At 44.3% G+C, this 19,196-nt stretch carries 22 protein-coding genes and 1 pseudogene; 4 read left to right on the top strand and 19 right to left on the bottom strand.

The window, feature by feature from the left end:
- Positions 1-214: 214 nt before the first annotated feature.
- Positions 215-775: a hypothetical protein gene (locus IVG45_RS18170; RefSeq protein ID WP_196435193.1), complete on the bottom strand. Its 561-nt coding sequence runs from the start codon at positions 773-775 to the stop codon at positions 215-217.
- Between the two features lie 98 nt (positions 776-873).
- Here IVG45_RS18170 and IVG45_RS18165 point away from each other — a divergent pair, with 98 nt between their 5' ends.
- Both IVG45_RS18165 and IVG45_RS18160 read left to right on the top strand, forming a co-directional pair.
- Positions 874-1,113 (top strand): ribbon-helix-helix domain-containing protein, encoded by a 240-nt coding sequence (locus IVG45_RS18165; protein WP_196435192.1) that lies wholly within the window; start codon positions 874-876, stop codon positions 1,111-1,113.
- On the top strand, positions 1,110-1,427 hold the full coding sequence (locus IVG45_RS18160; RefSeq protein ID WP_196435191.1) for a type II toxin-antitoxin system RelE/ParE family toxin: 318 nt from the start codon (positions 1,110-1,112) through the stop codon (positions 1,425-1,427). Before IVG45_RS18165 ends, IVG45_RS18160 begins: the two co-directional genes overlap by 4 nt.
- 255 nt (positions 1,428-1,682) lie before the next feature.
- Here IVG45_RS18160 and IVG45_RS18155 read toward each other — a convergent pair whose 3' ends face one another.
- The 17 genes and pseudogenes from IVG45_RS18155 to IVG45_RS22725 form a co-directional block, all read right to left on the bottom strand.
- Positions 1,683-2,279, bottom strand: a complete 597-nt coding sequence (locus IVG45_RS18155; protein ID WP_196435190.1) for a hypothetical protein — start codon at positions 2,277-2,279, stop codon at positions 1,683-1,685.
- On the bottom strand, positions 2,276-2,743 hold the full coding sequence (locus IVG45_RS18150; protein WP_196435189.1) for a hypothetical protein: 468 nt from the start codon (positions 2,741-2,743) through the stop codon (positions 2,276-2,278). Before IVG45_RS18150 ends, IVG45_RS18155 begins: the two co-directional genes overlap by 4 nt.
- Before the next feature lie 175 nt (positions 2,744-2,918).
- On the bottom strand, positions 2,919-3,983 hold the full coding sequence (locus IVG45_RS18145) for an acyltransferase family protein (protein WP_196435188.1): 1,065 nt from the start codon (positions 3,981-3,983) through the stop codon (positions 2,919-2,921).
- An 83-nt stretch (positions 3,984-4,066) separates the two neighbouring features.
- Positions 4,067-4,978 (bottom strand): glycosyltransferase family 2 protein, encoded by a 912-nt coding sequence (locus IVG45_RS18140; protein WP_230874641.1) that lies wholly within the window; start codon positions 4,976-4,978, stop codon positions 4,067-4,069.
- Positions 4,979-5,533, bottom strand: a complete 555-nt coding sequence (locus tag IVG45_RS18135) for a colanic acid biosynthesis acetyltransferase WcaF (RefSeq protein WP_196435187.1) — start codon at positions 5,531-5,533, stop codon at positions 4,979-4,981.
- Position 5,534: 1 nt separating this feature from the next.
- Entirely contained in the window at positions 5,535-6,086 is a 552-nt protein-coding gene (locus tag IVG45_RS22905) for a DapH/DapD/GlmU-related protein (RefSeq protein ID WP_196435186.1), read from the bottom strand.
- 3 nt (positions 6,087-6,089) lie between these two features.
- A complete protein-coding gene (locus tag IVG45_RS18125) occupies positions 6,090-7,211 on the bottom strand; it encodes a glycosyltransferase (RefSeq protein ID WP_196435185.1) in 1,122 nt (373 codons plus the stop codon).
- 8 nt (positions 7,212-7,219) lie between these two features.
- Positions 7,220-8,422 (bottom strand): O-antigen ligase family protein, encoded by a 1,203-nt coding sequence (locus IVG45_RS18120; protein ID WP_196435184.1) that lies wholly within the window; start codon positions 8,420-8,422, stop codon positions 7,220-7,222.
- Positions 8,423-9,286 carry a hypothetical protein gene (locus IVG45_RS18115; protein ID WP_196435183.1) on the bottom strand — a complete coding sequence of 288 codons (864 nt, stop codon included), beginning with the start codon at positions 9,284-9,286 and terminating at the stop codon, positions 8,423-8,425.
- Positions 9,283-10,278, bottom strand: a complete 996-nt coding sequence (locus tag IVG45_RS18110; protein WP_196435182.1) for a glycosyltransferase family 2 protein — start codon at positions 10,276-10,278, stop codon at positions 9,283-9,285. The genes IVG45_RS18115 and IVG45_RS18110 overlap by 4 nt, the downstream gene beginning before the upstream one ends.
- Complete coding sequence (locus tag IVG45_RS18105; RefSeq protein ID WP_196435181.1) at positions 10,275-11,543, bottom strand: lipopolysaccharide biosynthesis protein; 1,269 nt, start codon at positions 11,541-11,543, stop codon at positions 10,275-10,277. Before IVG45_RS18105 ends, IVG45_RS18110 begins: the two co-directional genes overlap by 4 nt.
- A gap of 42 nt (positions 11,544-11,585) precedes the next feature.
- Positions 11,586-12,800: a glycosyltransferase family 4 protein gene (locus tag IVG45_RS18100; RefSeq protein WP_196435180.1), complete on the bottom strand. Its 1,215-nt coding sequence runs from the start codon at positions 12,798-12,800 to the stop codon at positions 11,586-11,588.
- Positions 12,801-12,841: 41 nt separating this feature from the next.
- The gene (locus IVG45_RS18095) at positions 12,842-13,102 is read right to left on the bottom strand and encodes a DUF4351 domain-containing protein (protein ID WP_196435179.1); all 261 of its coding nucleotides are present in this window, start codon (positions 13,100-13,102) and stop codon (positions 12,842-12,844) included.
- A 17-nt stretch (positions 13,103-13,119) separates the two neighbouring features.
- Positions 13,120-13,308 carry a DUF4351 domain-containing protein gene (locus IVG45_RS22735; RefSeq protein WP_230874859.1) on the bottom strand — a complete coding sequence of 63 codons (189 nt, stop codon included), beginning with the start codon at positions 13,306-13,308 and terminating at the stop codon, positions 13,120-13,122.
- Positions 13,309-13,446: 138 nt separating this feature from the next.
- Positions 13,447-13,970 (bottom strand): annotated as a pseudogene (locus IVG45_RS22730) (DUF2887 domain-containing protein); the annotation flags it as partial.
- Between the two features lie 142 nt (positions 13,971-14,112).
- On the bottom strand, positions 14,113-14,928 hold the full coding sequence (locus IVG45_RS18085) for a DUF4351 domain-containing protein (RefSeq protein WP_230874640.1): 816 nt from the start codon (positions 14,926-14,928) through the stop codon (positions 14,113-14,115).
- Positions 14,922-15,101 (bottom strand): hypothetical protein, encoded by a 180-nt coding sequence (locus tag IVG45_RS22725; RefSeq protein WP_230874639.1) that lies wholly within the window; start codon positions 15,099-15,101, stop codon positions 14,922-14,924. The genes IVG45_RS18085 and IVG45_RS22725 overlap by 7 nt, the downstream gene beginning before the upstream one ends.
- A 629-nt stretch (positions 15,102-15,730) precedes the next feature.
- On the opposite strand from IVG45_RS22725, the gene gmd reads away from it, so the two are divergent.
- Positions 15,731-16,852, top strand: coding sequence for a GDP-mannose 4,6-dehydratase (gene gmd / locus IVG45_RS18080; protein WP_196435177.1), 1,122 nt, complete (start codon positions 15,731-15,733; stop codon positions 16,850-16,852).
- Between the two features lie 4 nt (positions 16,853-16,856).
- Complete coding sequence (gene fcl, locus IVG45_RS18075; RefSeq protein ID WP_196435176.1) at positions 16,857-17,825, top strand: GDP-L-fucose synthase; 969 nt, start codon at positions 16,857-16,859, stop codon at positions 17,823-17,825.
- Positions 17,826-17,993: 168 nt separating this feature from the next.
- On the opposite strand, the gene IVG45_RS18070 is transcribed toward fcl, so the two are convergent.
- The gene (locus tag IVG45_RS18070; protein ID WP_196435175.1) at positions 17,994-19,193 is read right to left on the bottom strand and encodes an ABC transporter permease; all 1,200 of its coding nucleotides are present in this window, start codon (positions 19,191-19,193) and stop codon (positions 17,994-17,996) included.
- Between the last annotated feature and the right edge of the window lie 3 nt (positions 19,194-19,196).

Here is a 19,196-nt window from a genome sequence, read left to right as displayed (position 1 = left end):
CGCGAGATTGAAGCAGTGTCTTTTAGTGAGTCCATTGATAAAAACTAAGTTAAGTCCATACAAATTCCGCACCAGCGGAATACCCAAAATTATCGTGTCCAAATAAACGAGCCGAAATTATACGCAGGCCAAACCAACTGCTTTCTGCGACTGTTTGTCACATGTACCCGTAAAGATCACGAAGCGACAGGTGTTTAGTTCTATCTAAACATTCTTAACCCAACAAGCTTTCCACCGAGTCCGCTGTCAGAATCAGCTCAACCCAGCTATCCAATTGTGCTTTATCGGCCTCAAGGATTTTTTGTACCGCCCAGTCCGGCACCTCGCCGAACTTCAGTTTGAACAACTTCAGCAAAGTTTCGGCTTCTCCCTGCTGAAGACCTTCCTGCCGTCCTTCTTTACGTCCCTCCTGACGTCCTTCCCTAAGCCCCTGTTCTTTCCACTCTTCCGCCCACTGTTTGACGCGTTCCGCTAGCATTGTATGTACCTCGTGAAGATCGGTTAAAGGAGGCAATTCTACCTTGGGCGCTTTTTTGGCCGGCAAAAGTACCCTACGCATCCACACCGTAAAAGCCCGCCTCAAACTGGTTTGCGACGGTTCTTTCAGCCAGTCGATCAGCCGTTCCAGTACCGCTTGAATGTCTTCGGTTGAACGACTGTTTTCCAGTTGAAACAACGCCGAAACCAAATTTTGGCTTTCGCCCAATTCGACATCATTATAACGCCCTTCATCCAGCAACAAATACCGTAGTTGTGGCCGATAGCCTTGCAACACTCCCGGTGCAATATGGATAGTACCTATTGCACCCTATAAAAAGGGGTTTATCACGTTGATTCTTGCCAAATTTTGCCAAAGAGTCCAAAATTTGGCTCATGAGCACAATGAACATTTCCCTACCTGATTCGCTTAAATCCTTCGTGGATGAACAAGTCATTCAAAGAGGCTACGGTACCAGCAGTGAGTACGTACGCGAACTGATCCGCAAGGACGCAGATCGGCAGCAATTACGTGGCCTGCTGCTTGATGGCACAGCATCCTCTCCAGCCACAGCTGTCGATGCGGGTTATTTTGCTGCACTGCGCGACCGGATTCGGCAACGAACTGATAAGTGAGTTCCAAACCTGTCATCCCGCGTGAACTGGCCAACCGGGATGTTGAAAACGTTATCGATTACTACCTGACTGAAAATGCCGGACAAGCGGCAATAGGCTTCATTGATGCTCTGGAAGATGCCTACATGCATATTAGTCGCAACCCTACGACAGGTTCATCTCGTTACGCTCATGAACTCAACCTCCCCGGTCTCCGGTTTTGGCCACTAACACACTATCCTCACTTGGTGTTCTATGTTGAGCATGAAAATCATATCGACGTCTGGCGTGTCTTACATGGTCATCGCGACATCCCCCGCTTGGATGATTTCTGACGATAATGCCGGCATCACCAACTAATGGAATTACGGAAAGATGCGGAAAGCATGCATTCGACGCGAAAGAATGCACGATCTCTCGGTCGCGAATATCGTCGCTCACATAACTGCCGCTGACTTTTTATGGTTCCCATGCTCTGCGTGGGAACCAGCTCGGGGACGCTCCAGCGTCGCGAACCGCGGAGCGGTTCAGTCTGCATTCCCACGTAAAACGTGGGAACCATGTGCCTGGAGTGCGGGAAGTTATAGGCTCTACCGCATGCTGATTTGGTCAAGCCTTCGATCAACCTCAACCATGACTAACTGGCCGTTGACGGTTTCGATGCTATATAAGCCATCCGGCCCATACACATTACCAACGACTTCACCATCCCGAGTTTTAGCGAGATACAACTGATAAACAGTTTGGTCGCCTTCCTGCGTACCCTCCCAACTCAACGAACCATCTTCCGAGGTCAACATACTGGCCTGCTTGACATTGAACGCACCCACCGGCAAATCAACCATCATCTCCCCGCCTTCCGGCAGTTCAGCCAGTTGATCGATTGGGATATCGATATCCACCACAATTCTGTTATCGAATAGCTCGCCCGGATCAACCCTGTCCGAATCGACAGGGTGTCTTTGGCCAGTATCTGCGACCGGTTTCACGCCACCTTTATAGCCGGTGATAAGCACGGTCTTGATCGCATTGTGTTCTTGAATCGTGGTGAAATTGTACCCCTGCAACAACTGGGTTAGCGCTCCGTTCCAGTCTTGCGCAACCAACTTTTGATTGATCAGATCATCCTCGACCGCCACATTAAATTTAAACTGAATACCGGTTTGACCGGCGATCTTACGGGTCACAGCGGATAAAGTTTGGTTTTTAATCGCCAAGGAAACCGATTGAGTTTGAGCCCCCCCCCAGAGACGGCTGAAAGCGCACTACTACCAACGGTAGCGGCTTGGGCACCCGACGCCATGGTTAGACAAAACGTCAACACCACCGCCATTTTGCGGCGATTGTCGGCAAAGCCGAAATGACTCATTTGATCCCTGGCATCTTCTTTTAGATAGACTCCATAGCGTTGGCAAATTGAATTTAATGCCTGGTAAGCCTCGGGAGCCAAGCGGCTTAATTGCTTTTGGCAAATCAGGGAGGCCTTGCCCTCAATGACGCAAGGCTGGAGATAGTTATTCTCGGGATAGGTCCGATACCAGCACTGCAAATCCTCGGCTAGGCTGTTCAAATACGCGACGGACTGAGCCGCGCCGCGATAAATTTCTTGAATAATTTCAATCGGATTCATAGTTGGAGTACTTGATGTCATGTTGATCTCGACTGAAAGCCATCTACAGCCAACGCCGTCAGGATAAACCGTTGGCTTTGCTCACTACAGACCGTTCGTTAACGACAGCCCGCTCGCTGAGCGGAGTCGAAGCGAAGAAGTCACGATTCTTAACGCATTGATACGGGGTTTCATGGCATACAACCCGACCGCACTATTATTGATTTTTGTAAAGCGCTCTACTCAGGAATGCTCTTTGAAGTGGCGGGTATATTCTAAGTTCAAGCGCATATGAAAACAATAATAAAAGACTGAAATAAACAAGTTTCTCAACATAAATGTTATTGAAAAAACTCAAGTAATTGGCATCGGTAACAAAATAATAATGACTTATATAAATGACATAAGAAACTGGAGCAAAAATACCAAATGGTTTAAATAGAGCATCAAAATACTTCCAATGAAGTTTGTGCCAACAAATTGCTAAAACAACTACTGTGCTTGCAAATAGAACATGCCTGAGTTCAAGGAATGGATGCACCCCGATACTTACAGATTTTCCTGATGCTAAAAACAAATAAATCTGAATGGCTAGAATCATGCAGATAATCGATAACGATATAATAGGCAGGCGGATTGCACTAAAATTTATTGCGGAGCCATTCAGATAGGTGTTGGCTAACTGAACCCCTGTCCACCAGATAGATAAATACATTAATAGTCTGGTAATAAAATTGGGTAGTTCCGTATACAAAATTGATGCAAAAATTGCCAGGGAAAATACAAATATGTTTTGTGATTTTTCTGTATGCAACAGGTTTTTGATTGGAAAAAATAACATATAGAACCACCACTCGTATGACAACGACCACAAAGGACTGTTATTCATATAAGGGTTTATAATAGTATTCGGCTTAAGGGTTTCGATGTCTTGAAACATCAATAGGTTGAGAATAAGAACTTTGAGTTCAGGATCGACGAGTTGGCCTGAACGAAAACACGAAATTGAATATCCAAGCACCATGATTAAGATTAATGGTATATAAATCCTAGCCAGTCTTTTAAAAAAATAGGTGCGAAATGTTTTATCGGAGCCTGAACGATAGGCGTAGTTAATTACAAAACCTGACAACAAAAAAAATAAAATGACAGACTCTTGTCCAAATCTAAATAGAGCGCCAATATCAATCCCGCCAAGAATCAGATGATGAGGCATACTGTGATGAAGCACTACATAGATGGCGGCAAAGCCACGCAAAGCTTCCAGTTTGTATAGCTTCATAAATAAGATTTTTTTAACATTACAAGATCACGGCTGGGCACGCATCTCTCATTCGTTGTGGATGCAAATTTCATTTGGTTAAATCACAACCTCAACCCGGTTTTGGCTTTGAGAATCGCTTTAATCGCCACCGGATCGCGCTCATCGCCAATCCAACGCTCCGCTTCCAGCATTTTCAAATCCACCAGGCATCGGTACCAACAACCCTGCATGAAATGAAAGGCAAAACCTTTTGATCCATCCAGAAAACCCAATTTAAAGAAATACCGGTACAAGAAATACAAAAGTGGCCGCACAAAGTAAGGCAATTTGGCATAAACCGCCGTTTTTAACCAGCGCTTCAACTTCGCTTGTCCTGCGCCGTGCAGCTCCATAGAGTTATCTAGAACTACAAATCCATATTTTAAGTTCAACAACTCAACCATTTCCAAAGTAGCATACCTATTATGTTTATCAACCCACCAGCCAACGCTATTCAAGTTATCATCAACAATATTGCCCTTCAAAAAAATCGCAAAACCACGCGCCAAAACAATATGCTCATCCATCCAACGCTGTTCGACGTATCCCGTGCCCCGTCTGAACAAGCGCAACACATCGATCGGATACATCGCACCATGGCGTATCCATTGCCCCAAAAACACATATTTACGCCGCAGGTAAAAACCACAGGTGTTCGAATCGGCCAAAGGCAATGAAGCAAGAATTTCATTTTTTAGTTCCTCCTCGATATATTCGTCGGCATCAAGACGCAATATCCAGTCGGTACTAATGTCTGCGTTATCCAATGCCCATTGGAATTGATGGGCATGATTGACCCAAGGGTTTTGAAAAAACATCGCACCCAATGATTCGGCAATATGTTGAGTATCGTCAGTAGAATAACTATCTACAACCACAATTTTGCTGGCAAAACCTTGTAAGCTTTCGATGCAACGTCGCAGATGAATACTTTCGTTAAAGGTTAAGATGACAGCGGTTATATCCATATTCATTTAACTATCCGTTTTTAAAATACGTTGTTTAATCATTCGGGCTGGATTACCGGCAACCACGGTCCAAGGATCAACATCTTTAGTCACTACAGCCGCTGCACCTATCACAGCGCCTTCATGCACTGTCACGCCAGGACCGATAAAAGCTTGTGCACATACCCAGGCATTATCTTTGATCGTAATAGGCGGTTTTAGCAAGGGTAGGGTCTGATCGGAATAATCATGAGTGCCCGCGCAAAGGTGAGCGCGATGGGATATGGTCGCATAGTTGCCAATTGTGACTTTACCGAGATTGTAGATAAGAGCGTCTTCGCCGATTGCTGCATAATCACCTATTGCCAGGTTCCAAGGCATATAGATGATGGCGGAAGGATAAATGTTCACAGCTTTTCCGACAGAAGCCCCGAATACACGTAGCAAGCTTCTGCGAAAGCCAAAGAATATTCGGGGTGAGTTCCGGAAAAAAAACTTACCGATAACCCAAACCAAACGGTATAAGAGTTCTTTCCTAGAGTATTTTTTAGTCTTTCTATTGCCGACAATATCGAGGTTCATTTTAGTATTGTTGTGTTTCTTTAGCCCCAGCAAAATCACCCATTTGAGGAGGTTGTAAAAGCATTTCTAAGTGACGATTTTTGTCTTCAATATTTTCAAATCGGTCTCTAACTTTTTTATTGGGTACACCAGCATGAATTTCACAGGGTGGAATGTTTTTCGAAACCACCGAGCCAGCAGCAACGATTGCACCATCGCCAATTTCCACGCCAGCAAGAATAACGACGCCAGCGCCAATCCATACGTCCCGGCCAATAAGCGTTGACCTTAAATTAGGGCGACCAGAAAATATAGTAGGCACACCCACCAAATCAAAGCGGTGATCATCACCTAAACACATGACTCGTGGACCTAGCATGCTATAGGTGCCTATAGAAACTTTTGGCCCTATGATTGCCCCATGACCTATATAGGAAAATGCTTCAGCAATCAGATCCCTGGAAATATCAGAACCAAACGCAATATAGGCTGTTTGATCAACGGAACTCAAACGATAATAAATTCGTTGGCAAAAACATTTAATAAATCTAAAAAATATTCTTATATTTTTCATAACTTATGAATATCTCATTAAGACTGATTCAATGACAGTTCGCTGAAATTCAGGGGTATAAAACTTTTCAATCTGTTGAACGCAGGCTTCAACGGGTTTATGGGGGTGAGTATTAAACCAATGTTGTATTACTTCAGCTAAATCTTTTGAACAATTTTCTTTAAATAGATATCCAGTTACATCGGAGATTATTGCTTCAACCTCCGGCATTTGGTTGTCTAAATTGTTATGACTAATAACAGGGGTACCATATGCCATACTATGCATTGCAGTCAACCCAACTTTGCCAGGGGAAACCGCTAAATCCGATACAGCGTATAGTTTACAAAGTGTAGTTTCATCATAGCAGGAGCCCCAGAAGACAACATCTAGCTGTAGTGAATCTGCTAAGTCTGATAGATTTTGCTTTTCAACACCATCACCAATTAAAACAACCTGAAGTGCAATATTAGTTGAATTTTGAATCAAGTTGGTTGCATTAAGAAGAAGGTCAAATCGGCATTTAGGTGTCAGTCTAGCGCTACAAATAACTATTCTCTTTGAGGTGGATAGACCAAGTTCATTGCAAAGCGAAACTCTATCTAATTTTTTTACATGAGTAAAAATGTCTTTTTGTAAATCATAGTCAAGTGAGTTATTGATTACATATAAAGTATCTTCCTTAAAGCCTTGGTTGATGCCGATTCTTTTTGCGCGTTCCCCATAAAGAAATATGCCATCAGCAAGTCGAAAGAAAATGTTGCGAAAAAATCTTTTATAGATACTTTCGTATTCAGATAACCAGCCATGAGACCAAAAATATATTTTACTGCCTTTTATTTTTATGGCGATAGCAATAAGCCATGAAGACAAGAAATAAGGATTGCCAAGTATTATGAAATGGCAATGATTTGATTTTAATAGCTGGTGAAATAAATTTACTTGGAAAACAAAGGGACCAATCTGAATGTTTTTAATGTCTTTAAACTTAAAATTGCGCTCAAAGTTGAATGTATTTATGCTAGCGTCGCGCGAGATTGATGATCCATAAAAATAATAATTAAAATATTTTGATTTATTCAGCGCATTAATGATACCGGATCTGTAGTGCGGAAAAGAGTCATATATTATTGCAATGCTTTTCATGATTATATTTAGTTGAAAGGGTGTATTACGTCAATATTTCTAATTTTCATGTAAGAGTAGAATGTTAAAAGCAAACAAATAATTCTAACTTCAAACCAACAATCAGCGGTTAAGTCAAATACAAGAAATATTACAATATAATACAAAAGCAGCCTTGCTTCTGTAATTTTTTTATAAGAAAGAAAGATGATATTTTTTATAAGAACAAACAAGAAAGCTATATAGGTAGACAATCCAATTACCCCATAATCTCTAAGCATTCTTATATACATATTGTCGCCGTATTGGATTGACACACCTTTTGATGAACCGTAGCCAATTAAGATATTAACTGTGCTTTTTTGAATGCTTTCAAGAATCTGCAGCCAGTATTCAATCCTAGAATCCAAGGTTGCTACATTGGTAGAGTCAAATCTGCCTTTGTTTTCGTATTGAATAAAGTTAGTAAATATGAAGTATAGTAGGCCGACAGAAACTGAAGCAGCAACCATAAAAAGAAAAATATTTTTTAGCTTTCGTTCCTGGTGTAATATAAAGATAGTTGAAAAAAAAATACTGACAATTGTTGATATTAGAGCTGCACGCGAACCAGTAAATATAACTGATATTATTGAGAGCAATAAGTAAGGTACTCCGATTATTTTTTTTTTGAAATAAATAAAATAAAAGCTTGTTGCAGATATTATACCCATGGCAAATCCCCAGTAATTTGGATTACCATAAGTACCAGTAACTCTTCGCCAAAATTCGTCATGTAATAGCGACTCTGCAGCCCCTGAGGATGTATATAAAGGGACAATTATTTTATTGATTCCCAGGATATTGTAATATTGAGCAAAACTAACCGATATAATAGCTGTTGCAAGCAGAAAAATAAAAAGCCTTAATAGAAAACCCGGCTTGATTTTGGTTGCTATTATTCCGCCAAATACTATTAAAGCCATGTAATACAAATAACGCCATAGAATCATTAAGTCTTGATTAACTAGTACTGTTCCAGATAAAGTTTGTCCAATTAGTGATATCCCGGCACCAACAGTAAGGGTTGTTAGTAAAAGTAATTCTGTTTTAAATATGCCAACGGTCTTAAGTATTTTTGTGAGATAAATTATGAGGCCAGTCAGAACGATGAAGTATTCAGGCCTTGTTGTTAGCCATGCGGGGGAAAAAAAACTTGATAATCCCAGCGAAATGATTAATAAAAATGCCATTTAACAATTGCCAGAGTATTTTACATAGGTTGCGTTTGGTAGGTATTCTTTCAGTATTTTCCACCAACTGGCATTTCTGTTCCATGGCATTTTTTTTCCATTCCACCCGCCCCAGACAATAATTCCATCTGCATTTGCAAGACTAAACTCAATTTGAGTTCGCCAAAAGCTGGCTTCTATCCATTTTAATTTTAAGCTTTTGTCTATCAATCCATAATCGGCATATTGTGGCCATAAATAGACAATTACTTTTTTTTGCGGCGCTAAACGCCGCGCTTCGTTAATTTGGGTTGCCACGGCCTTTTTCCAATCTTCAACATTTCTTGAAAATGTATAGCCAATTGGAAATATCACATCAACCTCATTTGCCAACTCGTTTAGATTGTCGTTGTCTTCCTGCATTTCTTCATACTGCGGTTCGCCATCGTTGCTGACTAATGCCTTGGGGCTATGGGTGGGCACTACACCAAAATAGCCAAATTTTTTATTTGGCCCCTCTTCCCTAAAGTGTTGTAGAGTGGTCAGATAATTATGTTTGCTGATATCAATCACGCTCTTGTGTCTTCTGTAAAAAGTCACCGGCCAGCTTTCGATGTCCAATATAATAAGTTCATTATTCTTAGAAGCCTGAATCTGCTCTCTAATCAAATCAATGTTTGGCAATTGTTCTTTAGAACGTTTTTTTGCATCTTTTATGTCAAATACGAAATGCTCATACACAGTATAGGTTGATAAAAATCCACATTTTTCTAAATCTGGTTTTTTAATATAGAGTGTGCCATCGTATATTAATTTTTCAGCCGAATGGGCATTACTGAAGCTAAATAAAAAAAAGAATATCACTAAAATATGAATGCGATTCATGCGCGGCCCCTCGAATGTGATTTTTGATGGAGTGAATGAGTCAATTTAGATAAAAATGGCGATGGATAATGCGAATTGTCAATTGAATGAGTTAAGTATTCACTGAATGGCCTTATTTCCATAGCATTACAACCTAATGCTTCGATAAAACTTACTGTTTGCTTTTTTACTTTTTTGTGTTTCGAATTATTCCAGATTTCAAACAAAACAGCTGTATAAACTTTTATAAGTTCTCTGATTTTTCCACTTCTTACAAATCTACCCGTCCATAAAAGTACTTTAGCTAAAATCAGACCATACTTAGTTGATCCTGGATAATGTCTTATTAAATTTTTGAGGTCGTTTATGCAGTTGTACCAGTTAACGACATTAGACTTACCTTGGTAATCCGATCCTTTATGGCGCATTATTAATAAAGGCGCATACCCAATATAGTATCCCAAGTCGTAAACAAACATGGAAAAGTACTTTTCTTCACACTGCCTGAAATAATCATCCGGGTAGCCACCAATTTGTTCAAACAAACTTTTTCTTATTACCGCTGCACCGCCCCTAAAAGACGAAGAGATTAAAATCTCATCATTTGTGTCCGCATATAAATCAACAGTCCGGTCTTTTATTCCGGATTCATAACCTTCAACCGCTGTATACAACACCCCTAAGTGCTTATACCTTTCGAATAGTTTAACGGCATCTTCAACCACATTCTTTGTGGCCCATGCACCGTCATTTTCAAGAAAAAAGATAACATCGCCTTCACAAGCTTCTGCTCCTTTATTTCTGCCTCCGGTTACACCTAAATTATCTGGCAAGCCAATATAATTTATTTTTGGATATTGGCTTTTCAATAAAGTTAAAGCGTCATCGTTAGAACCATTATCTACAAATATTATCTCCTTATCTTCGTAACTCTGGGCTATAGCGGACTCTACCGCCTCAGCACAGTCTTCGACCTTGCCTTTCCAGTTTAATATTACAATAGATGCCTTCATGCTTTCCCTTTTATTGTTTTAATGGATACCACGAGTACTGACCAATATAAAATATAGCCCGTTACAATCCACAAATAATTTTCTATATTCATATACATCGGCGGCGTGAAATACATGATTAATAGTGCCAATAGAGCCCCGCAAAATGTTAAATAAGCCAGTCCCAGACTTTTACCTGCGGCGATAAGATCATAATAGTGGAATAGAAGAGCTACTTCTACAGAATACCCAATCAAAACTATCCATGTCAGGTAATAGTATTTACCCAAATCATGCCCCAACCAAAGAGGGAACCAAAACTCTGCGGTAACTGCCGCGACACCGCCAATTGTAAGGACGATTAACTGGTAAATTATAAAGAATTTATTGATTCCCTTCCGTTGTACCTCGTCATTTTGTGTCGCGGATAAAAACGGTAATATAAAAGGGCGAAGTCCGGAGAAGACCGCCTGATTGAAATAGTTTCTCAGTGTCTGTATGAATATTGCTACTACCGCAGCCTGTTCAGTACCCAACCGCAGCCCCGAGAGAATAACCGCTCCGCGAAATATCATATAAGGTGACAATCCTTGTAAAGTCTGAGTCGGCGCACTCTTAAAGCCCCTCACAACCCGAATTATGCTTTTTGTAGACATTTTGTCTTGATTGTAATTCTGCTGTCTCAATATAGCTCTTGCAGCCAGGTATTTGATGCCTAGGCAGAGGAATATGGCCTGTGCATAGTGCGCTATATCCGCATTTATATATTCAAACATTAAAAATATAAACAATGCCCTTGTAACAGTGTCGGCAATGCTTAGTGCGTTTGAAATCAGTGATTTTTGGGTCGCATGAAAATGCGAGTCTATTGCGTAATAAATCTGTTCTATTATAAATGCAGCAACCAAAACAATAGAGGTATTGATTATTTCATTAGTAATGTATAAATTACTATATCCTGGAGTAATATTTGTTAGGATAAGCAAGTATACACAGCCTAATAGAAACGATAACACCAAAGCTATTATATTTATTTCGTCTAATGCAAAAACCTTTGTTATTATTGATTTTCCAATCAGCCTCGCGGATTCTAATCGCAAACCATCCAACAGAACTGTTAGTATAGCTACTGATGATTGAATTAGCATCAGGGTGCCATATTTTTCCAAGCCTAGATTTCTTTCTGAAATTAAATAAGGAACCATTATTATGCCAATAACTGCTTGCACTGCTACGACAATGTAGCCACTTGCCATTGATTTAATAATATGGTGTACGCTTGACATTCAAATATTCTTTGATGGTTTTTTGAAAAAATCTATGGGATTTTATTTCAATCTATTTCCAAACTCCGCAATAGCATTTTTCTTTGAAAACAAAGATTCGAACACTTCCCTAATATTTTCGTTTTGTTGCGAATGCTGAAAAAAATAAATTATGTCGGTTACCATTTGTTCAGTGTCTTGTTGTTTTATTACTTTTCCACATTCGTTGTTATATATTATTTTTGCCAACTCACCGTCTTGCGCCCCAATAAATATCACCGGTCGCCCCACTGCTAGAATCCCATAAAATTTGCTAGGCACAATCAGACTTTCCAGTTCCGGCTTTAAACTGATCAAATGCACATCGGCTACTGACAAGCTTTCCGAAAGTTTTTCTCGGGGTTGGTAGGGTTTGAATATGACGTTTTTCAGGCCTTTTTCCAGGCACTCCTGTTGCACTTGCGGCAGTTGCGCACCGCCGCCGATCAGTAAAAAGACGATGTCGTCCCGCTCTTTCAAGGCTTCCGCCGCCTCCAAAATGGTGGCGAAGTCATGGCTGCGCCCCAGGTTGCCGGAATAGCCGACCACGAATTTTCCTTGCAACCCCCATTCAGTGCGCAATGGATTTTGCCCATGTGGAACTGGATGCAATTGCTCTTCGTCGGCCCAGTTATGAATCACTGTAATTTTGTCGTTGGGTATGCCTTCTCGTCTCAGGCGCTCGGCCATCAGTTCTCCAATAGCAACATTCATTTTGGCTTGGTGCAGGGTTTTGTTTCTGATGGCCTTCAGTAGTTTATAGGGCAGGCCGCTCGCAAGTTTTACGCCCAGTTCGGCGGCGACTTCCGGAAATAGGTCTTGCAGCCAGTTAACCAAATGCGCATTTTTCAGTTTGGCCACTAGCGCAGCGATGACGGAAATCATAGGCGGATCGGTTTTGGCTATCAGTGTATCGCCGGATTTTGTCAGTTTAATTAACGTGACAAAGGACGACAGATAAAAGCTCAAATAGTCGAAAGCTCGGCCCAGCAAATTTTGTCTACCGAAACGAGTAGTAGCGACTCTATGGATGTGGACGTTCCGGATAACTTCATATGCCGGCAGTCTGGCCGAGGCATCATCATAGCGCTGGCGACTGGTAACAATATGAATTGATTCGTTTGAGCTATTTTTCGCCAATCCGAAGGCCAAGTCGGTCAGCATTTGGCTGGTAGCGGAATGATCCGGGTAAAAATAGCGATTTATGAAAATATGTTTCGGCCGATCTGATTTAGCCATGTGTGCATTTTCCGTTGCGGGTGTTAGGGTTGGGCTTGGTTTTAGCGTTTGCCTAGCCAGCCTTGTAAATCGCTTATGTCGGTAAAACCCAGCAGGGCATCAGCCAAGCCTTCCAGCGTGGCTGTTTCCATGCTTGGCAGTTGTTCCAGGGCGGTTTCCAGTGCTGGCTGCAGGCCGAATTTTCGGCGGAGCAGGCGAGTTAGTAGCGTCATACTTTCTTCTTTGATGCCTTCCCGCTGCTCTTCGTCGGCAATTTCCTGATAAAACAGGGTTTGTTTCAGTTCGACGCCTAAGAAGTCCATGACCAATATTTCCTCTTTTAAGCTTGTCTATTTGCACGCTTGGTTTGCGCTGCAATCCAGTTTTGCAGTTCTTCCAGGGTTTCAAAATCCTGTAACTCGTCGGCCAGATTTTCCAGCGCGTCTAGCGGAATGCCGGATAGCTTTTGCAATGCAGCGTCCAGTTCGGGCAGTAAACCAAATTTTCGACGTAAAAATCGGGCCAACATTTTAATGCACTCTTCCTGCCGTTCTTCTTCGGCAATTTCCTGATAAAAACGGGTTTGTTTGAGTTCGGTGTCTAAGCCAAGCATGGTTCTAATCTCCTCCCGCGTCAGGTGCGGCAGTTTGTAGACGAGTACGGTTTCAACGAAGTTGAGGATATCAAGGTCGTCTATGGTACGTTGTTTTAGCAGTTTTTGGGCAAATTCGACAGCTTGTTCTTCTTGGCAGGCGATCAGGCCCAACAAGGATTGAGCCGGATTGTCCGATTGGAGTTGCCGGTAGTCTTCCAGGTAGATGCGCTGTATACAAGGCAGTTGCATAAAGGGCGCAAATTCGATACTCGGCGGTTTTTCGGTATAACGCATGGGGTAGATGACCATTGCCCGCCAATGCGTCCAGGCTTTTGCCGGTATAGGTATAGGGTTTTTTCGCTGATGAAACGGCCATAAAAGTCGCTGTCGGCCTGGTATTGTACTTCGGCGAAGATCAGTGGCTGATCCGGGTTGTTGGCTCTCGGTTTGAATAGGCCGTCAATTCTAAAGCCGGTTTGCTTGATTTCTTCGGAAACAAATTGGTAACTGTCGCCACTGTAAGGCAGATCAAGCAGTTCTAGGGCCAGTTGGGGCCATTGTTGAAATAAGCGGTAAAACAGGCTGTCGGTTTTCATGGGTGCATTATCCGTTGCAGGTGTTAAGTTTGTGTGTATCATTTCATTGCTGAGGAAAGTGACCAGAGCCCTTAAAAATCGACAATGGACTACCGTTGCTGCACTTGTTTCTCACGCATTCCTAAACAACATGCAGCCCTCTCTACAAACCCAACCAACTTTCCAAGTCTTGGATACTCGTAAAATCCAGCAGCGCATCGGCCAAGTCTTCCAATGTTTCCAACGGCATAGCCGGCAGGTGTTGCAATGCTTGCTCCAGCTCTGGTTTTAGGCCGAATTTACGTCGGAGTTGGCGACTGAGCAAGGCAATACATTCTTTTTTCACTCCAATTTGTTCGCCTTGTTGCATACCTTGTTGCATACCTTGTTGCATACCTTGTTGCATACCTTGTTGCATACCTTGTTGTATGCCTTGTTGTATGCCTTGCTGTATACCTTGGTCTGTCCAGATTTTTACCATGCCCATGATGTCACCTTCTTTCGTTTGGTAATGTAGTTGATATTCTATGACTTCTTGCTGGGTCAGGTCGGCATAATAATCGATGAAGTCACTGTATTTGCGGATTTTATTCGGGTCTGTTTCGTTACGCACCAAGCCCAATTGTGCCGCCAGGTAGATTTGCAGTCGCTGATTTCTGGGGTAATTCATGTTGGGCAAATTGAGACGGGCAACAATGTTGCTGCTGTCTATGTATTCGTCCGCTGACAGTTGTTTTAGGTCACAAATAAGAAAATTAAAGTCCAAGTACGTGTGCCTTTCACCGCCTAATTTTAGGCTACTTTGTCGCTTACCAGTGTTAAGAAAAATCACAACCGGCACCACGCGGTTGGTTTTCATCAAGTCGGCGATATCCAGACAATAATGCGCTAGGCGATGGATGGAGAAACGGCTACTCTCGGTTTCTTCTTCGATCACAAACAATAAGGCTTCACGCTCGCCGTTCGGCCACTCTACCAATAAAGGAACACAAGCTCCCGGAATCGATCACCCAATCGCTCCTTGAGTTGTTCCTGGCGTATCGGAATGATACGGGCTTGAGCCATATCTTCGGTGGCTTCTACAGGTGCGAAGAACGCCAAAGCCTCCAGAGGGTAATCCAGAATTAAGTTTTTAAAACTTTGGTCATGCATGGGCCACCCATGTCAATTGGACGAAGGTTAGGCTGTGAACATGGTAAACGAGGTGACGTTTTAGCTGATTCAAGCCGGGCATAGGTGCAGTATCCGTTGCGTATGTTAGGGTTGTGTGTCAATGCCGGCCTGGCGGGCAGCATTTTTTGCGTTCCAGTATAGCAAGAGTTGCTGATTTGAGGGGTTGGTTATTGTTGACTTGTCCTTTGGAGGTTGTCGAACAAGCCCCTCCTCGCGGGAGAGGGGCTTTTACCATACTCTCCTTTGTAAACTGTTTGCTTGGGCAAAGTTGCCGATTTAGGGTGATTTTTTAAGAAAGTTTGTACCCATTGCCAATGTTAAATATGTGTCGTTCGCTGAGCGAAGCCGAAGTAGCCGAAGCGAACGGTTGACTTCGACTCCGCTCAGTCAACGGCAAATTGCTTGCGTTGGGTACATCGATTGCTGCAAATTTCCTTAACACCCGCTGAATCACTTCAACCCTACCGAGCAGCCTCTATCCATCCAAACAATTTACGTTATGACGTAACATGACATGGTTACAATTGCCCGTGCGACTTTTTTAGGCTGGCAGGTGTGTTACCTCGCGTGTAAAATCAGTTTTTTTAATCGAAGTGTATGGAGTTGATATGGAAAAGCGGGTGGCTTTGATAACAGGGATTACCGGTCAGGATGGCTCGTATCTCGCCGAGTTCTTGTTGGAAAAGGGTTATGAAGTACATGGCATCAAACGCCGGGCATCGTTGTTTAACACCGAACGGGTCGATCATATTTATCAAGACCCGCATGTCAAGGACCCCAAGTTTTATTTGCATTATGGTGATTTGACCGACAGCTCCAACCTGACGCGGATACTGAAGGAAACCAATCCGACCGAGGTCTATAACTTGGGCGCCATGAGCCATGTAGCCGTATCATTTGAATCTCCGGAATATACCGCCGACGTGGATGCCATCGGTACCCTGCGGTTACTGGAAGCCATGCGCTTTTTGGGGATGGAAAAATCCACACGGTTTTATCAGGCCTCGACCTCCGAATTATACGGTCTGGTGCAGGAAATTCCGCAAAAGGAAACCACTCCGTTTTATCCGCGCTCGCCGTATGCGGTAGCTAAACTCTATGCCTACTGGATCACCGTGAATTACCGCGAGGCATACGGCATGTATGCCTGTAACGGCATCTTGTTCAATCACGAGTCGCCGCGCCGTGGCGAGACCTTCGTCACGCGTAAGATTACCCGAGGCTTGAGCAATATCGCCATGGGTCTGGAGCAATGCTTATATATGGGCAATATGGATTCGCTGCGCGATTGGGGCCATGCCAAGGATTATGTGCGGATGCAATGGATGATGTTGCAACAAGAGCAACCCGAGGATTTTGTGATTGCCACCGGCGTGCAATATTCGGTGCGGCAATTTATCGAAATGTCGGCCCAGGAATTGGGCATCACGCTGCGCTGGGAAGGTAGCGGTGTCGATGAAAAAGGTTACATTGCCGGCATCAGCGGCGATAAAGCACCGCATGCCAGCGTCGGCCAGCAAATCGTTGCGATCGATCCGCGTTATTTCCGTCCGGCCGAAGTGGAAACCTTGTTGGGCGACCCCACCAAGGCCAAGGAAAAACTGGGCTGGGTTCCGCAAATCACCCTGAAGGAAATGGTCGGCGAAATGGTGGCTTACGACTTGGAGCAGGCACAAAAACATGCGCTGTTGCAAAATCAAGGTTACAACGTAGCCGTCAGTAAGGAATAAGCTCATGGCGGACAAGAAAATCTATCTGGCCGGCCATCGAGGTATGGTTGGAGCGGCCGTTTTGCGGCAATTGCAGGCGGCGGGCCACGATAATATTGTCGTGCGCACGCACGACGAACTGGATTTGACCGATCAATCCGCTGTGCGCGAATTCATGCAAACCCAGAAGCCGGATCAAGTGATTTTGGCGGCGGCCAAGGTGGGCGGGATACACGCCAACAACCAGTACCCGGCCGAATTCATCTATCAAAATCTGATGATGGAAGCCAATATCATTCACCAGGCCTGGGCGGCGGGTTGCCGGGAATTATTATTTCTTGGTAGTTCCTGCATTTATCCGAAATTTGCCGAGCAGCCGATGCGGGAATCGGCGTTATTGACCGGCATTTTAGAGTCGACTAACGAACCCTATGCGATTGCCAAAATCGCCGGCATTAAATTGTGCGAGTCCTATAACCGCCAATACGACACTGATTACCGCTCGGTGATGCCGACCAACTTGTATGGCGAGAACGATAATTTTCATCTGGAAAACAGCCATGTCATTCCGGCCATGATCCGCAAATTTCATGATGCCAAAATGTCGGGCGCCCCGACGGTTACCTTATGGGGTACGGGTAAGGCCATGCGCGAGTTTTTACATGTGGACGACATGGCCGCGGCCTGCCTGCATGTGCTCGGGCTTCCCAAGCCGGCTTATCAAGCGGCGACCGAACCGATGCTGTCGCATTTGAATGTCGGCACCGGCGAGGATGTGACGATTCGCCAATTAGCCGAAACGATTCAGGCGGTAGTGGGTTTTGAAGGCGATATCGTTTGGGATAGCACTAAACCCGACGGTACGCCGCGCAAACTGATGGATAACGCCAAATTACGCTCCTTGGGCTGGCAACCGACTATCGGCTTGGAACAAGGCCTGAAGACCACCTATCAATGGTTTGTCCGGCATCATGGCGATTTCAAAAGCCATTGAGGATTTGGAGAACAATTATTGTAGGGGCGAATTCATTCGCCCATTGAAATGCTATGTGGCGAATTCATTCGCCCATTGAAATGCTATGTGGCGAATTCATTCGCACGGTTGACCCAAAAGTCGAATAAATTCGACCCTACATGGAATGTCGACTCCGCGCCCCCCGGATCATTCCGCCCGCAACGCTTCCAGCGGATTCAAGCGGGCGGCCTTGATCGCGGGCGCCACCCCGGCAATGACGCCTATCATCAACGAGATCAAAAATGCGGCGGCAATATAGCTCCAGGCCAGTTGCACCGGTAACGCCGGAATGAAGGTGGCGGTCAGCTGCACCAAGGTCACGCCTAATAACACCCCGCCGGCACCACCGCTCAGGCTGAGCAACAAGGCTTCGCCCAAAAACAACCTGAAAATCACCCTACGTTCGGCGCCGATCGCGCGCAGTAATCCAATTTCGGTGACCCGCTCCGACACGGCGATAGTCATGATGGTCAAAATACCGACCGAGCCCACCAACAGCGAAATGCTGCCCAACGCCGCTACCGCCATGGTCAAGATGCTCAACACCGAGTCCATTTTTTCCAACATCTGATTCTGAGTGACGATGGTAAAGTCTTCGGAACCGTGGCGGGCAATCAGGTGGCGTTTGATATTTTGCTCGACGCTTTGGCTGCTGGCTTCGCTGTCGTATAGCACGTCGATTTCCATCAGACTCTGGCGGTCGAACATTTCCATGGCCTTGCCGCTGGGAATATAAACCGTGTCATCCAAATCGAAGCCCAGCATTTGGCCCTTAGCCCGCATCACGCCGATGACACGAAAACGGTCGCTGCCTATTCGGATACGCTGACCCAGCGGACTGGCGCTACCGAACAACTCCGCATGCATTTTGCTGCCCAGTATCGCAAAGGCGCGCGGATTTTCCAGGCTGTCGTCGGGCAGGAAGCGGCCCATGCCGACATTTAACTGCCATACTTGCGGCAATACCGCGCTGACGCCGATTACGTTGGCGCGGCGTTGTTTTTTTCCGGCTTCTATGCGGGCGTTGCCTTGCACCACGGGCATGGCCGCAATGATTTGTTCCAGCTGTTGCAAACTAGCGGCATCGGCGGTGGATAACGGCCGCACGGTGCTGATGGTGGCGCCGGACAAACCGAAGGTGGTGGTTTTTCCGGGGGTAACGGCAATCAAATGCGTACCGAACTGGGTAAATTCGGACAGCACGAAGCGATGGATGCCGCGACCGATGGAGGTCAATATCACCACGGCGGCTATGCCGATGATCAGGCCTAGCGCCGTTAGCAACGAACGTTGTTTATGGCTGCCGATGCTGCGCAAGGCCAGTTTGATTAAATCCATCCAGTTCATCAG

It is taken from the genome of Methylomonas sp. LL1 (assembly GCF_015711015.1).
Taxonomy (GTDB): Bacteria; Pseudomonadota; Gammaproteobacteria; order Methylococcales; family Methylomonadaceae; genus Methylomonas.
Note: the sequence above shows the minus strand (reverse complement) of the source record. Positions and strands in the feature narration are given on the sequence as shown.

What these genes read in the sequence shown, in the direction of transcription:
- IVG45_RS18100 (WP_196435180.1), bottom strand. Translation starts at nt 12,800, where the DNA reads ATGGCTAAATCAGATCGGCCGAAACATATTTTCATAAATCGCTATTTT.
- IVG45_RS18150 (WP_196435189.1), bottom strand. Translation starts at nt 2,743, where the DNA reads ATGACATCAAGTACTCCAACTATGAATCCGATTGAAATTATTCAAGAA.
- IVG45_RS22735 (WP_230874859.1), bottom strand. Translation starts at nt 13,308, where the DNA reads ATGTTGGCCCGATTTTTACGTCGAAAATTTGGTTTACTGCCCGAACTG.
- fcl (WP_196435176.1), top strand. Translation starts at nt 16,857, where the DNA reads ATGGCGGACAAGAAAATCTATCTGGCCGGCCATCGAGGTATGGTTGGA.
- IVG45_RS18110 (WP_196435182.1), bottom strand. Translation starts at nt 10,278, where the DNA reads ATGAAGGCATCTATTGTAATATTAAACTGGAAAGGCAAGGTCGAAGAC.
- IVG45_RS22905 (WP_196435186.1), bottom strand. Translation starts at nt 6,086, where the DNA reads ATGAAAAATATAAGAATATTTTTTAGATTTATTAAATGTTTTTGCCAA.
- IVG45_RS18105 (WP_196435181.1), bottom strand. Translation starts at nt 11,543, where the DNA reads ATGTCAAGCGTACACCATATTATTAAATCAATGGCAAGTGGCTACATT.
- IVG45_RS18145 (WP_196435188.1), bottom strand. Translation starts at nt 3,983, where the DNA reads ATGAAGCTATACAAACTGGAAGCTTTGCGTGGCTTTGCCGCCATCTAT.
- IVG45_RS18095 (WP_196435179.1), bottom strand. Translation starts at nt 13,102, where the DNA reads ATGGACTTCTTAGGCGTCGAACTGAAACAAACCCTGTTTTATCAGGAA.
- IVG45_RS18120 (WP_196435184.1), bottom strand. Translation starts at nt 8,422, where the DNA reads ATGGCATTTTTATTAATCATTTCGCTGGGATTATCAAGTTTTTTTTCC.
- IVG45_RS18115 (WP_196435183.1), bottom strand. Translation starts at nt 9,286, where the DNA reads ATGAATCGCATTCATATTTTAGTGATATTCTTTTTTTTATTTAGCTTC.
- IVG45_RS18135 (WP_196435187.1), bottom strand. Translation starts at nt 5,533, where the DNA reads ATGAACCTCGATATTGTCGGCAATAGAAAGACTAAAAAATACTCTAGG.
- IVG45_RS18140 (WP_230874641.1), bottom strand. Translation starts at nt 4,978, where the DNA reads ATGAATATGGATATAACCGCTGTCATCTTAACCTTTAACGAAAGTATT.
- IVG45_RS18125 (WP_196435185.1), bottom strand. Translation starts at nt 7,211, where the DNA reads ATGAAAAGCATTGCAATAATATATGACTCTTTTCCGCACTACAGATCC.
- IVG45_RS18070 (WP_196435175.1), bottom strand. Translation starts at nt 19,193, where the DNA reads ATGAACTGGATGGATTTAATCAAACTGGCCTTGCGCAGCATCGGCAGC.
- IVG45_RS18165 (WP_196435192.1), top strand. Translation starts at nt 874, where the DNA reads ATGAGCACAATGAACATTTCCCTACCTGATTCGCTTAAATCCTTCGTG.
- IVG45_RS22725 (WP_230874639.1), bottom strand. Translation starts at nt 15,101, where the DNA reads ATGCATGACCAAAGTTTTAAAAACTTAATTCTGGATTACCCTCTGGAG.
- gmd (WP_196435177.1), top strand. Translation starts at nt 15,731, where the DNA reads ATGGAAAAGCGGGTGGCTTTGATAACAGGGATTACCGGTCAGGATGGC.